At 67.0% G+C, this 12,400-nt stretch carries 12 protein-coding genes; 5 read left to right on the top strand and 7 right to left on the bottom strand.

Features of this window, described 5'->3' with window-relative positions:
* Positions 1-591: 591 nt before the first annotated feature.
* The 3 genes from NBV68_RS12510 to NBV68_RS12500 all read left to right on the top strand — a co-directional run bounded on the left by NBV68_RS12510 (position 592) and on the right by NBV68_RS12500 (position 5,533).
* The gene (locus NBV68_RS12510) at positions 592-1,578 is read left to right on the top strand and encodes a retroviral-like aspartic protease family protein (protein WP_296310310.1); all 987 of its coding nucleotides are present in this window, start codon (positions 592-594) and stop codon (positions 1,576-1,578) included.
* A 46-nt stretch (positions 1,579-1,624) separates the two neighbouring features.
* Positions 1,625-3,490: an ABC transporter ATP-binding protein/permease gene (locus NBV68_RS12505; RefSeq protein WP_296310309.1), complete on the top strand. Its 1,866-nt coding sequence runs from the start codon at positions 1,625-1,627 to the stop codon at positions 3,488-3,490.
* 99 nt (positions 3,491-3,589) lie between these two features.
* Positions 3,590-5,533 (top strand): prolyl oligopeptidase family serine peptidase, encoded by a 1,944-nt coding sequence (locus NBV68_RS12500; protein ID WP_296310308.1) that lies wholly within the window; start codon positions 3,590-3,592, stop codon positions 5,531-5,533.
* On the opposite strand, the gene NBV68_RS12495 is transcribed toward NBV68_RS12500, so the two are convergent.
* From NBV68_RS12495 to bamE, 4 genes are read right to left on the bottom strand one after another with little or no spacing between them, the layout of a single operon-like run.
* Complete coding sequence (locus NBV68_RS12495) at positions 5,534-5,902, bottom strand: ACT domain-containing protein (RefSeq protein ID WP_296310307.1); 369 nt, start codon at positions 5,900-5,902, stop codon at positions 5,534-5,536.
* Positions 5,902-7,200, bottom strand: coding sequence for an ATP-dependent protease ATPase subunit HslU (gene hslU / locus NBV68_RS12490; RefSeq protein ID WP_296310306.1), 1,299 nt, complete (start codon positions 7,198-7,200; stop codon positions 5,902-5,904). Before hslU ends, NBV68_RS12495 begins: the two co-directional genes overlap by 1 nt.
* Before the next feature lie 26 nt (positions 7,201-7,226).
* The gene (hslV, locus tag NBV68_RS12485) at positions 7,227-7,784 is read right to left on the bottom strand and encodes an ATP-dependent protease subunit HslV (RefSeq protein ID WP_296310304.1); all 558 of its coding nucleotides are present in this window, start codon (positions 7,782-7,784) and stop codon (positions 7,227-7,229) included.
* 53 nt (positions 7,785-7,837) lie between these two features.
* The gene (bamE, locus tag NBV68_RS12480; RefSeq protein ID WP_296310302.1) at positions 7,838-8,326 is read right to left on the bottom strand and encodes an outer membrane protein assembly factor BamE; all 489 of its coding nucleotides are present in this window, start codon (positions 8,324-8,326) and stop codon (positions 7,838-7,840) included.
* A 261-nt stretch (positions 8,327-8,587) separates the two neighbouring features.
* Between bamE and NBV68_RS12475 the strand changes: the two genes are divergently transcribed.
* The gene (locus NBV68_RS12475; RefSeq protein WP_296310301.1) at positions 8,588-9,115 is read left to right on the top strand and encodes a ubiquinol-cytochrome C chaperone family protein; all 528 of its coding nucleotides are present in this window, start codon (positions 8,588-8,590) and stop codon (positions 9,113-9,115) included.
* Positions 9,112-9,645 carry a DUF177 domain-containing protein gene (locus tag NBV68_RS12470; protein ID WP_296310300.1) on the top strand — a complete coding sequence of 178 codons (534 nt, stop codon included), beginning with the start codon at positions 9,112-9,114 and terminating at the stop codon, positions 9,643-9,645. Before NBV68_RS12475 ends, NBV68_RS12470 begins: the two co-directional genes overlap by 4 nt.
* A 36-nt stretch (positions 9,646-9,681) precedes the next feature.
* On the opposite strand, the gene NBV68_RS12465 is transcribed toward NBV68_RS12470, so the two are convergent.
* The 3 genes from NBV68_RS12465 to NBV68_RS12455 all read right to left on the bottom strand — a co-directional run bounded on the left by NBV68_RS12465 (position 9,682) and on the right by NBV68_RS12455 (position 12,302).
* A complete protein-coding gene (locus NBV68_RS12465) occupies positions 9,682-10,686 on the bottom strand; it encodes a TonB family protein (RefSeq protein ID WP_296310299.1) in 1,005 nt (334 codons plus the stop codon).
* A gap of 208 nt (positions 10,687-10,894) precedes the next feature.
* Positions 10,895-11,440 carry a single-stranded DNA-binding protein gene (gene ssb, locus NBV68_RS12460; protein WP_296310298.1) on the bottom strand — a complete coding sequence of 182 codons (546 nt, stop codon included), beginning with the start codon at positions 11,438-11,440 and terminating at the stop codon, positions 10,895-10,897.
* 199 nt (positions 11,441-11,639) lie between these two features.
* Positions 11,640-12,302: a COQ9 family protein gene (locus tag NBV68_RS12455; RefSeq protein ID WP_296310296.1), complete on the bottom strand. Its 663-nt coding sequence runs from the start codon at positions 12,300-12,302 to the stop codon at positions 11,640-11,642.
* Positions 12,303-12,400: the final 98 nt, after the last annotated feature.

The raw sequence follows: 12,400 nt of genomic DNA, 5'->3' as shown, positions 1-12,400 counted from the left end.
GGCTATCGGCTTAAATTAACCGGTTACCGGAGCCTTGAGGTCCCCGGACCGGGCGCCGTCGCCCACATGTCCCTTCATCAAAAACCAACAATGTCAAAGAGCCGCCAGACAGTAATAGCGGACAGCGCTTGGTTCCCCGATTTACACCGGGGGACCGGCTATCCGAATTTGCTGGCGACCGAGCGTTGCGGTGGCGGTGGAAGCCGTCAGCGCCGCGTCGGTGGAGCCCATCTATGAGCGGTTCGTGATTCGGTCAACGGCTTTTTGCAATTTTATTTCAGAGCCGCGCAAGAACCGCAGAATTCCGCCATTTTTTGGCGGTTTACGGCCCTTTTTCCGCCCTGCCGCATGGGGTGAATGCCCCATGCCCGGCTGCGAATCCGGGTGAATCGGGCCCTGAATCGCCTCTTTTGAGCCCCCCTTACTCCCTGGGGCATCGACCTGACCGGCGATTCTGCCCCAATCAGTCGGAACTGCGCCCGATTCACGCGACCGGACGATTCGTCCTCTCCTGTTGGGAGCGCTCCTGCTTGGTGATAGGATCGCGCCAACGGACCGGGCCGCAGCGCCCCGCCGTTCCGGAGAGATGCCATGACCGCGCGATTCATCCTTGCCACCGCCCTGCTTGGGGCCAGCCTTCCGGCGGGCGCCGAGCCGGAAGCCTCTCCCCCCGCCCCCGCAGCCACCTCCACCGCTACCGCGGGCATCGTCGATCCCGCTGCCGAGACCCTCTTGCTCGAGGAAGAACGCTACCGCCGCCTCACCCTCCCCGTGCGAGTCGAGGGCACAGGGCCCTTCGCCTTCATGATCGACACCGGCAGCCAGGCCACCGCCGTCACGCACAAGATCCGCGAGCTTGCCGGCCTCGCCCCGGCCGGCACCGCCACCCTCGTCGGCATGGCCAGCCGCCGCGAGGTCGAGCTTGCCAATGTCGGGCGCATCGAATTCGGCACCAACAGCTACACTAATTTCACCGCCCCTGTGCTCGAGCGCGCCAATGTCGGTGCCGACGGGATCATCGGGCTCGACGCGCTCCAGGACTTTCGCGTCCTCATCGACTTCCGCGCGCAGACCATCAGCGTCGAGGACGCCAGCGTGAAGGAGAGCCGCGGCGGGTTCGAGATCGTGGTGCGCGCCAAGAGTCGGCTCGGCCAGCTGCTGATCACCGACGCGATTGTAGAGGGCGTGCGCGCCACCGTCATCATCGACACCGGCGCGCAGGCGAGTCTCGGCAACCTCGCGCTGCGCGAGAAGATCCGCGCCCGCCGCGCGCAGGAGGTCATCACCACCGACGTCAACGGCGTCGGCATCCTTGGCGAGCTTGCCGTGGTGCGCACGCTTTCGATCGCGGGCCTCTCGCTCGTCCATGTGCCGCTGACCTTTGCCGATGCTCCGGCCTTCGCGGCGCTTGGCCTCGATGACGAGCCGGTGCTCTCGATCGGCATGCAGCACCTTGCGCTGTTCGACCGGGTGGCGATCGATTTCGCGCGCAAGCGGATCGCCTTCGATGTCCCCGCCGACATCGCCCGCGCGATCCGCTTGGGCCAGCGCGGCGGCTCCTACCGCGCACGCTACTGAGTGTCGCGCCTTGCGGGATGGCACCGCGAGGCCCACATCCCCGACCATGCCACCCGAAACCGCACCCGCCGCCGATCCCCGTGATAAGACTCGCGCGCGCGATGTAGAGAGCTGGGCAACGCTCAAGCGCTTCCTTCCCTATCTCTGGCCGCGCGACAATCCTGCCTTACGCATGCGCATCGTGATTGCCATGGCGCTGGTACTGGCGGCCAAGGCTGTCACCCTCGCGCTGCCGTTCGCCTACAAGGGCGCGGTCGACGCGATGTCGGCTTCGGCAGCGGGCACCGCGCGCGAGGGGCTTACGGTCGCGCTCGCGCTGGTCGCGGCCTATGCGCTGGGGCGCTTCACCTCGGTCGCCTTCGACAACCTGCGCAACATCGCCTTCGAGCGCGTCGGCCAGATCGCGACGCTGCACCTCGCCGAGGACGTGTTCCACCGCCTCCACCGCCTGAGCCTCAGGTTCCACCTCGCGCGGCGCACCGGCGAGGTCACCAAGATCATCGAGCGCGGGACCAAGAGCATCGACCAGATGCTCTATTTCCTGCTGTTCAACATTGCCCCCACCATCGTCGAGCTGATCGCGGTGGGAGTCATCTTCTACATCAATTTCGGGATCGAGCTGGTCGCGGCCACCGCGATCACCGTCGTCCTCTATGTCTATGTCACCCGCGCGATCACCGAATGGCGCACCAAGCTGCGGCGCGAGATGAACGACCTCGACGGCAAGGCGCTGCACCGCGCGGTGGATTCGCTGCTGAACTACGAGACGGTGAAGTATTTCGGCGCGGAAAAGCGCGAGGAAGCGCGCTACAGCCACGCCGCGCGGGCCTATGCCGAGGCGGCGGTGAAGTCCGAAAACTCGGTCGGCCTGCTCAACATGGCGCAATCGGTGATCACCAACGCACTGGTGGGCGCAGCGATGGCCTATACCGTCTGGGGATGGAGCACCGGCGCGCTGACCGTGGGCGATCTGGTGCTGGTCAATTCGCTGCTGATCCAGCTGTTCCGTCCGCTGGACGTGCTCGGCTGGGTCTATCGCACCATTCGCCAGGGGCTGATCGACATGGGCGAGATGTTCCGCCTGATCGACACCGATATCGAGGTGAAGGACAAGCCGGGCGCGCCCGCGCTGATCGTGAAGCGCCCCACGGTCGTGTTCGACAATGTCACCTTCGGTTATGATCCGGGCCGCGCAATCCTCAATGGCCTCAGCTTCGAGGTGCCCGCCGGATCGACCACCGCGATCGTCGGGCCTTCGGGCGCGGGCAAGAGCACCATCGGGCGGCTGTTGTTCCGCTTCTACGACCCGCTCTCGGGCCGCGTGCTGGTGGGTGGCGAGGATATTGCTGAAGTGACGCAGGAATCGGTGCGCGCCGCGATCGGCATCGTCCCGCAGGACTCGGTGCTGTTCAATGAGGACCTTGCCTACAATATCGCCTACGGGGCGGAGGGCGCGGATCAGGCACAAGTCGAGCAGGCCGCGCGCGATGCCGCGCTGACCCCGCTGATCGACCGCCTGCCCGAACGCTTCGCAACCATGGTGGGCGAGCGTGGCCTCAAGCTTTCGGGCGGGGAGAAGCAGCGCGTCGCCATCGCCCGAACGCTGGTGAAGAACCCGCCGATCCTGCTGCTCGACGAGGCGACCAGTGCGCTCGACACCCGCACCGAGCAGGAGATCCTCGCCACGCTGCGCCGTATCGCCAAGGGCCGCACCACCATCGCGATTGCCCACCGCCTCTCGACCATCTCGGACGCGGACAACATTCTGGTGCTCGATCACGGTCGGCTGGTCGAAAGTGGCGATCACCCCGGGCTGATCGCGCGCGGCGGTCTCTATGCCGAAATGTGGAACCGCCAGGCGAGCGAACGGCGCGATGACGATCTGGAGGCCGAGGCCGAGGCCGCGGAGTAATCGCCAAGCCGATTGCCTGCCTGCACGGCGGAGGTTACCTCTCGTCGCATGGCCCCTGTCCGGGGGCGCGTCCAGCCGCGATAGAGAGAAGCCGTTCCCATGCGTCACGCCCGTTTGCTCGCCCTGTTCCTCGCCGCCACCGCCATGCCGCTCGCCGCGCAGGAGGCGCCCGCCGCCCCCGACCCCGCCGTCCCGCTCCCGGCCGCGCTCACCGCCGAGGAGATGCCGCCGATCCCGCAGGCGCTGGCCGCCGACGTGCGCCCCTATCTCGAGGCCCGCGGCGCAGGATTTGCCGGTTGGGATCCCAAGGCCCGCGCCGTCCTCATCAGCACCCGCTTCGCCAACGTCTCGCAGCTCCACCGCGTCGCCCAGCCGATGGGCGCCCGCACCCAGCTGAGCTTCGAGGCCGAGACCGTGCGCGGCTCCTACGCTCCGGTGAAGGGCGACGTGATCGTCGTCTCCAAGGACCGCGGCGGCGACGAGTATTTCCAGCTCCACACCCTCAAGGACGGCCGCCTCACCCTGCTGACCGACGGCAAGAGCCGCAACCAGATCAACGCCTGGAGCCATGACGGCAAGCTGATCGGCTTCAACTCGACCCGTCGGAACGGGGTGGACTCCGACCTCTACGTCATGGATCCGCGCGATCCGGCCTCGGCGCGGATGGTGTGGGAGAGCAAGGGCGGCGGCTGGGCGATCGCCGCCTTCTCCCAAGACAACACCGCTGCCTATGTCGCAGACTACCGCTCGGTCGAGGATGTCGACATCTACCGCCTCGACCTTGCCACCGGCGCGCTGACCCCGATCGGCGATCCCAAGGCCAAGGTCAGCTATGGCGGGCTCGAGGTCGCACCCGACGGCACCTTGTGGGTGACCACCGACCGGGATTCGGACTTCCAGCGCCTCGGCCGGCTCGATCCCGCCACCGGCGCCTTCACCCCCGTCACCACGGAAAGCTGGGACATCGACGGCTTTGCCATATCGGACGATGGCAGCACCATCGTCTACGAGGTCAACGAGGCCGGCTCCGACCGGATGCGCCTGCTCGATGTCGCCAGCGGCAAGGTCACCCGCGTCGATGCCCTCCCCGCCGGACAGATCGGCGGCCTTCGCTTCGCGCCGTGGGGCGAGATCGGCTTTGCCTTCTCATCCGCCAAGAGCGCGTCCGACGTCTGGTCGCTTGACCCCAAGACGATGCAGCTCACCCGCTGGACCCAGTCCGAAACCGGCGGGCTCGACGCGGGGCTGAATGTCGAGCCGCGCATCCTCACCACGAAGAGCTTCGACGGGCTCGAGGTCTCGGGCCTCCTCTACCTCCCCGATCCCGGCAAGTTCCCGGGCAAGCGCCCGCTGATCGTCGACGTCCACGGCGGCCCCGAAGGCCAGAGCACCGCCGGCTTCATGGGCAGCGACAACTACTACCTCAACGAACTCGGCGTCGGCATCTTCTTCCCCAACGTGCGCGGCTCGACCGGCTACGGCAAGCGCTTCGTCAGCCTCGATAACGGCCCGTTCAAGCGCGAGGATTCGGTCAAGGACATGGCCGCGCTGATCGACGCGGTCGCCGCCGACCCGGCGGTCGATCCGGCGAAGATCGGCCTCACCGGCGGCTCCTACGGCGGCTACATGTGCTATGCCGCCGCAGTGCAATTGAAGGACAAGCTCACCGCCACCACCTGCATCGTCGCGATCAGCAACTTCGTCTCCTTCCTCGAGAACACCAACCCCTACCGGCAGGACTTGCGCCGGGTCGAGTACGGCGATGAACGCGATCCCAAGCAGCGCGCCAAGCTCACCGCAATCAGCCCGCTCACCCGCGTCGGCGAGATCACCAAGCCGATGTTCGTCATCACCGGCGCCAACGACCCGCGCGTGCCCAAGTCCGAAGCCGACCAGATGGTCGCCGCGATCCGCAAGAACGGCGGCGAGGCCTGGCATCTGGTCGCCGCCGACGAGGGCCACGGCTTCCGCAAGAAGGCCAATGCCGATTACGCCTTCCTGGCGCAGCTGGTGTTCTGGAAGCGCTACCTCCTGGGCGAGTGATCAGGCTGCGGCAGCGAGGTGCTGGAGGATCGCCAGCGCCTCGTCGCGCCGCTCCCACGGCACGAACAGATGATCGTGGTGGAACCCCGCCACGACATTGCAGGAGATCCCCCGCTCGGCGAGCGCGCCCGCGACCGCTGCGGTCAGACCCACGCCGCCGAGCGCGGAGTGGACCATCAGGGTGATCCGCGCGAAACCGCCCGCGAGGTCGGGCAGTATCGCGGTGGTGCCCTCCTCCTCGCGGATGACCGCGAAGGCTTCGGCGGGCGGCTCGCCTTGCACCACCTCGAAGGCCCAGCGCCGGTCGTCCAGCATCGGGGCCATGCCCGCCAGCATCCCCGCAAGGTCGCTGACAGGCCCGCCGCTCATCACAGGATGTACTTCGAAAGGTCGGTATTCCCCGCCAGCCCCGCGAGCCGCGCCTCGACGTAAGCAGCGTCGATGGTGATCGTCTCGCCGACATGATCCTCGGCCTCGAAGCTGATCTCCTCGAGCAATCGCTCCATCACCGTCTGTAGGCGCCGCGCGCCAATGTTCTCGACGGTGGCATTCACCTGCGCGGCGATGCGGGCGATCGCGGGGATGGCGTCCTCGGCGAAATCGAGCGTCACCTGTTCGGTGCCCAGCAGCGCGATGTATTGCGCAACGAGATTGGCGCGCGTCTCCGATAGAATCCGCACGAAGTCGGCCTCGGTCAGCGCGCGCAGTTCGACCCGGATCGGCAGGCGGCCCTGCAATTCGGGGAGCATGTCCGAAGGCTTGGCGACATGGAACGCGCCGGACGCGATGAACAGCACGTGATCGGTCTTCATCGGACCATATTTGGTGGCGACCGTGGTGCCCTCGATCAGCGGCAGCAGGTCGCGCTGCACGCCCTCGCGGCTGACCGAGCCGCCACGCACATCGCTGACCGCGATCTTGTCGATCTCGTCGAGGAACACGATCCCGTTGGTTTCGGCGTTCTGCAGCGCCGCGCGCGCGACATCGTCCTGATCGAGGCGCTTGTCGGCCTCCTCGTCAACGAGCCGGTCCCAAGCGTCGGGCACGCGCAGCTTCTGGCGGCGGGTGGGTTTGCGGCCCAGTGCCTTGCCCATCATATCGGAGAGGTCGATCATCCCGATCTGCCCGCCCATGTTGCCCATGTCGAAGGGGGCGGCGGGCGTGTCGCGCACCTCGATCTCGACCTCGACATCGTTCATCGCGTTCTGGACGATGCGCTGGCGAAAACTCTCGCGGGTCGCCTCGGAGGCGTTGTCGCCAACCAGCGCGGTCAGCAGGCGGTCCATCGCGGCGGCGCTGGCAGCCTCGCGAACCTTCTCGCGGCGACGTTCCTTCTCGAGCCGGATAGCCTCTTCGACCAGATCGCGGGCGATCTGTTCGACATCGCGGCCGACATAGCCGACCTCTGTGAACTTGGTCGCCTCGACCTTGATGAAGGGGGCCTCGGCGAGCTTGGCCAGCCGGCGGCTGATCTCGGTCTTCCCGCAACCCGTGGGGCCGATCATCAGGATGTTCTTGGGCGTCACCTCGTCGCGCAGATCCGCGCCGAGCCGCTGGCGGCGCCAACGATTGCGCAGCGCAACGGCGACCGCGCGCTTGGCGTCCGCTTGCCCGATGATGTGTTCGTCCAATGCGGCGACGATCGCCTTGGGGGTGAGATTGTCCATGTCGTGTCCGGGGAAGAGGGAGGGGATCAGACGGTCTCGACCGTCAGGTTGCCGTTGGTGAAGACGCAGATCTCGGCCGCCACCGCCATGGCCTTCCTGGCGATGGTTTCGGCGTCGCTCTCGTAATCGGCAAGCGCGCGCGCCGCGGCGAGGGCGAAATTGCCGCCCGATCCGATCGCGGCAATGTCGCCGACGGGCTCCAGCACGTCGCCGTTGCCAGTCAGCACCAGCAGCGTGTCATGATCGGCGACGATCATCAGCGCTTCCAGATTGCGCAGATACTTGTCGGTGCGCCAGTCCTTGGCGAGTGCCACGCTCGCGCGCATCAGCTGGCCGGAATATTGCTCGAGCTTCTTCTCGAGCCGCTCGAACAGGGTGAAGGCATCGGCGGTCGCGCCCGCGAAGCCGGCGATCACCGAGCCGTCACCGATGCGGCGCACCTTGCGGGCGTTGGGCTTCATCACGGTGTTGCCCATCGACACCTGCCCGTCGCCGGCAATGACCGTGGTGCCCGCGCGCCGGACGCCGATGATGGTGGTGCCGTGCCATTGCACGAGCCCGTGGGAGTTGGATGTCTTGCTCATCCCGGCCAATATGGCGCGCAGAAGCGGGCGTTCAAGCGCCCCCGGCCTCGGGGTTATTGCCCGTTGGGCCCGCTGCCCGCCGCACCGCCCAGCCCGGTGGAGCCGACCTGGCCGATATTGCCGAACAGGTCTTCGAGGAAGCCACGCTCGCGGCCCAGCGTCGGGGTCTTGTCGCCGTTGGGGTCGAGATAGACCACCTGATCCACTCCGCTGCGCTTCACTTCGCTAACCCGGCCATTGGCATCGAACGTCACCGCCAGCACCGAATGGTCGCGGATGCGCGGGCGGTTGAAGGGGCGCTGGCCGGTGATCGAGGAGACGTAGTACCAGGTCGGCGTGCCGAACTGGCTGGTGAAGGTCGGGCGGCCGAGCGTGCCTTCGACCGACTGGCGGTTGTCGATCTTGGGCTGGATCAGCGAGGTGAGCGTCGCATCCTCGATATAGCCGCGCGATTCGCGGATCGAGGCGCAGCCCGGCAGCAGCGCCGCGGCCAGCAGCACCGCGGCACCTGTGCGAGCCTTGTTGATCGCGCCTGTCTTCATCGTCTGCGCCAAATTCCGTCCGTTTCCATCTCTCGGGCCGCTTGCGGCTTTTCCCTCGCGCCGGGTGCTTTAAGGGGCTAGGCCTCCGCATGCAACGCACCATATGGGCAAAGCGGTGGGCGGGCGCGGTTGAATGCTGCTTGAACGGCCAGAACGGAACGGGGCCTTGAACGCATCCGCCGCTCGTGCGTTAACGTAAACGTGCGGGTGCCGTGATAGCCGCGCGCTGCCCCTGCCCGCCCCGTGAAAGGCCCTTGTCCAATGTCCTTCCTCTCCCGCCTGCTCGGCACCGCCCCAGACCCGCGCGAAGGCGTGCGCCCGCTGTGGCACCGCGTGATCGAGTTGGCGCGCGATTCGGTCTACTACACCGAATGCCGCGTGGCGGATTCGATCGCGGGCCGCTTCGACATGATCACCGCGGTGCTCAGCACCGTGATGGTGCGGATCGAGGCGTCGGAGCTGCGCGCCGAAAGCGCGCTGCTGGCCGAATTGTTCGTCGAGGACATGGACGGGCAGCTGCGCGAATTCGGCGTCAATGACGTGGTCGTCGGCAAGCGCATCGGCAAGCTGATGAGCGTGCTCGGCGGGCGGCTCGGGGCCTATCGCAGCGCGCTCAATGCGGGCGATCTCGACAAGCTCACCGCCGCAGTCTCGCGCAACGTGACCTTTGCGCAAGGCGCCGACGAAACGGCAACGTCGCGCGCGGTCGCAGAGCGGCTGATGAAGCTGTTCGAGCGGCTGGGGCGCTTCTCCGATGCCGAAATGTTGAAAGCGAGCGCGATTTGGTGACGGCTGCGCTTCCCCCTTCCGAACTCACCCGCATGGTCAAGACCCGCCCGCTCGCCGGCGGGCCGGTGGTGATCGAGGCGACACCCGATGAACGCGCCGCCCTCGCGGCGCGCTTCGGGCTAGGCGCAGTCGAAGCCTTGCGCGCCGAGGTCAGCCTCGAACAGCGCCCCGGCGCGATCCGCGCGACCGGTCGGCTCCATGCCGCGATCCAGCAGCCCTGCGCGATCAGCGGCGAGGATTTTCCGGTGACCATCGACGAGCCGGTCGATCTCAGGTTCGTCGAGACCGGCCAGCGAGCGCCTGCGGAAGCTGACGAGATCGAGCTCGAAGCCGATGATTGCGACGAGATCGAATATGCAGGCGAGATGTTCGATCTGGGCGAAGCGGTCGCGCAGACCCTCGGCCTTGCGATCGACCCCTATGCCGAGGGGCCCAATGCCGACGCCGCGCGGAAAGCGGCGGGAATCGTGAAGGAGGGCGAGCAATTGGGCCCGCTCGCCGATCTGCTGGCGGGGCTCAAGAAGGACTAGGCCGCGCCCGGCTCCGCGCTGGACGGGATCGGCGGTCTAATCGGCGGGCGACAACAGGTCGCCTGCCGCTTCCTCGCCCGCATCCTTGCGTATCCGGAAGCTGACCCGGTCGACGCAGCCCTTGAGCCCGGTGTCGAGCGGCTTGAACTTCGCTGCCCGCAGCACGGCAATGGCGGCATCGCCAAACTCGGAACTGGGCTGGGCTTCGATCACCTCGACCGCGCCGATTTCGCCCCATGGCGCAACGTCGAAACGCAAAGCCGCCCAGCCTTCGATCGCGCGGCTCTGGTAAGGACGCGGATAGGTCAAACGCGGCGCGCGCTCCCACCTGTCGTCGATTTCGCAAGCCGGATTGCCGACCGGCGATTCCGGAAGCGCCACCGGCACCGTTTCCGGCCCTTGCCACCACATCCGCACGCAGCCGGTGCGGGGCCCGCCCGCATAGCGGCTCTCTGCCACTGCCCGCTGCGCCTCGGCGTCGAGCGCCGGGTCGCCCGAACTGAGCACGGTCGCAAGGTTGACCGGGACGCCCCCGGTATCGACATCGTAGCGGACATAGGTCCATTTCGGGTCACCCACGCGGCGCTCGATCTTGCGCCAGTCGGGATAGGCGATCTGGAGCGGCGCCAGACGCTTCTCGGAGTGGCAATCTCCCTCGGCGAACCGCTCCCATATCTGCCTTTCAAGCCGCGCCCGCTGCGCGACGCCGTAGCGTGCCAACACCTTGAGCGGCGCATCGGCGATGCCGAGAACCTCGGGCGTGTAGGTCAGGGTGCAGCCGGTCCTCGGGCCGGAGCCGGCGAACCGGCTGGCGCGCAATGCGGGCATGATGTCCAGCGCATAGAACCTCGCACGCGGCTCCGCGGTGCCTGTAATGCTGAAGGGCCGCCCCTCGGCATCAAGATCGAAGGTGACGGTGACGCTGCTGAACGGCGCGGTAAATTGCGCAGCGCCGATCGGTACCGGGGTCGGCGCTATCAGCCCGTCGGTCGACAACGAGGGAGCCCCCGCGCAGGCCAGTGCCCCGGGTTGCCACAGCATCACGGACCGCTTGGGCGAATCGATAGAGATGGAAATCGGATCGCCGGCTGGCGCCTGCCGCTGCGGTGGTGGCGGGGCCGGAGGAACCGCCACTGCCGCTGCCGGAACAGCGATTGCGAGGCCTGCTGCCAAGAACCTTGCAATCATCGACGCTGTCCCCTCGATCCCGACCCGGAGACGCCTTCCTAGCCCGATGCAAGCGCTTGTGTCAAAACGGAATATCGTCGTCGATATCGTCGTAGCCGCCAGCAGGAGCCCCGCCGCCGCCGCCGCCGAAGCCGCCGCCCGAGCCGCCACCGCCGCCGCCGCCCTGATCCCAGCCACCGCCACCGCCGCCCGAGCGCCCGCCGCCGTAGCTGCCACCACCGCTGCCGCCGCCACCCATGCCACCGCCGCCGCCCTGGGCGCCGTCAAGCATGGTGAGCGTGCCGCCGAGGCCCTGAATCACGATTTCGGTGCTGTAGCGATCCTGCCCGTTCTGGTCCTGCCACTTGCGGGTCTGGAGCTTGCCCTCGACGAAGACCTTGCTGCCCTTCTTGAGGTAGCGCTCGACCACGCTGACGAGGCCTTCGGAGAAGATCGCGACGGTGTGCCACTCGGTCTTTTCCTTGCGCTCGCCCGTCTGGCGGTCCTTCCACTGCTCGGAGGTCGCGATGCGCAGGTTGGCGACCTTGCCGCCATTGCCGAAGGTGCGGATTTCCGGGTCGGCGCCCAGATTGCCGATCAGCATGACCTTGTTGAGCGAACCCGCCATCGAAATGTCCTTCCCGTCAATGTCTTGATCCCCGGCTGCACAGGATGCGCCGCGAATCCGAGTCGGGCAATAGGGCAGAGCGGCAGCAGGCGCGAGGCGCAGCCTAGGGATAATCACCAGTTCGGAGCCGTCTTTCGTCGACTACCGCTTTGCTGCTTGAGGCTTTCATCGCCTACCGCTTTGCTGCTTGATGCAGGAACTACCGCGCCGGGTAGCGCAGCCTTCCCAGAAACCGCGTCAGGCTCGGCAGCTCGCGGTCACGCCCGAGCAGCTGCGCCTTGGCCTTCTCGAACTTCATCACCCCGTCGATCCGGCGGTCGAGGAAAGCGTAGGTGTCGGCCTTGCCCTCGCTGTCGTCGTTGACGAACACCGCAAGCGTCGCCGAGTAGATCCCGGCGAGGATCGCGCGCTTGGTGTAATGGTTGTAATCGGTGGCGGTGTCGCCTGCGAGCCGCCACATGATATCGGCCGAATGCCAGCCGAGCTTGAGGGCCTGAGCCACGTTCTGCGGCTGGGCCATGATCGCCAGCGCGCGGCGCACCGCCTCGTCGATATGCGCGACCGCTTCCAGCCGGAAGGCGACCAGCGTGCGGATGCGTTCGCGGATCTTGAGCGTGGCGAGGCGTTCGGCGGGCCATTCCTCGGTCATCGCCGCGTCCACCGAAGCGATCCACGCCTCGATCATGTCCATCGGCTTGGCACCCGGGAAGGCGAGCTTTGCCACATCCACATCGACCCCCGCCATCTCGGCGGCGGCGGTGAGCGCAGTTGCGTTCCAGCCATCGAAAATGGCCGAGGCGGCGATGTCGGGGGCGAGCGCGATGCGCAGCTCGTCGAGGGTGAGGTCTGAATAATCGGTCATGTCAGAAGGAAGGCCCGTAATCTTTCTTGGTTCCCGCCGCAGCACGCTTTGCATCTGCGGCGGCGAATTCCTGCTTGAGCATGGTGTTGCCGGCCTGC

This window comes from Erythrobacter sp., assembly GCF_023653175.1.
In the GTDB taxonomy this organism is placed as follows: domain Bacteria; phylum Pseudomonadota; class Alphaproteobacteria; order Sphingomonadales; family Sphingomonadaceae; genus Erythrobacter.
The sequence above is the reverse complement of the archived record's forward strand: the minus strand, read 5'-3'. Positions and strand labels throughout refer to the sequence as shown.

What these genes read in the sequence shown, in the direction of transcription:
- NBV68_RS12510 (WP_296310310.1), top strand. Translation starts at nt 592, where the DNA reads ATGACCGCGCGATTCATCCTTGCCACCGCCCTGCTTGGGGCCAGCCTT.
- NBV68_RS12505 (WP_296310309.1), top strand. Translation starts at nt 1,625, where the DNA reads ATGCCACCCGAAACCGCACCCGCCGCCGATCCCCGTGATAAGACTCGC.
- NBV68_RS12500 (WP_296310308.1), top strand. Translation starts at nt 3,590, where the DNA reads ATGCGTCACGCCCGTTTGCTCGCCCTGTTCCTCGCCGCCACCGCCATG.
- NBV68_RS12495 (WP_296310307.1), bottom strand. Translation starts at nt 5,902, where the DNA reads ATGAGCGGCGGGCCTGTCAGCGACCTTGCGGGGATGCTGGCGGGCATG.
- hslU (WP_296310306.1), bottom strand. Translation starts at nt 7,200, where the DNA reads ATGGACAATCTCACCCCCAAGGCGATCGTCGCCGCATTGGACGAACAC.
- hslV (WP_296310304.1), bottom strand. Translation starts at nt 7,784, where the DNA reads ATGAGCAAGACATCCAACTCCCACGGGCTCGTGCAATGGCACGGCACC.
- bamE (WP_296310302.1), bottom strand. Translation starts at nt 8,326, where the DNA reads ATGAAGACAGGCGCGATCAACAAGGCTCGCACAGGTGCCGCGGTGCTG.
- NBV68_RS12475 (WP_296310301.1), top strand. Translation starts at nt 8,588, where the DNA reads ATGTCCTTCCTCTCCCGCCTGCTCGGCACCGCCCCAGACCCGCGCGAA.
- NBV68_RS12465 (WP_296310299.1), bottom strand. Translation starts at nt 10,686, where the DNA reads ATGCTGTGGCAACCCGGGGCACTGGCCTGCGCGGGGGCTCCCTCGTTG.
- ssb (WP_296310298.1), bottom strand. Translation starts at nt 11,440, where the DNA reads ATGGCGGGTTCGCTCAACAAGGTCATGCTGATCGGCAATCTGGGCGCC.
- NBV68_RS12455 (WP_296310296.1), bottom strand. Translation starts at nt 12,302, where the DNA reads ATGACCGATTATTCAGACCTCACCCTCGACGAGCTGCGCATCGCGCTC.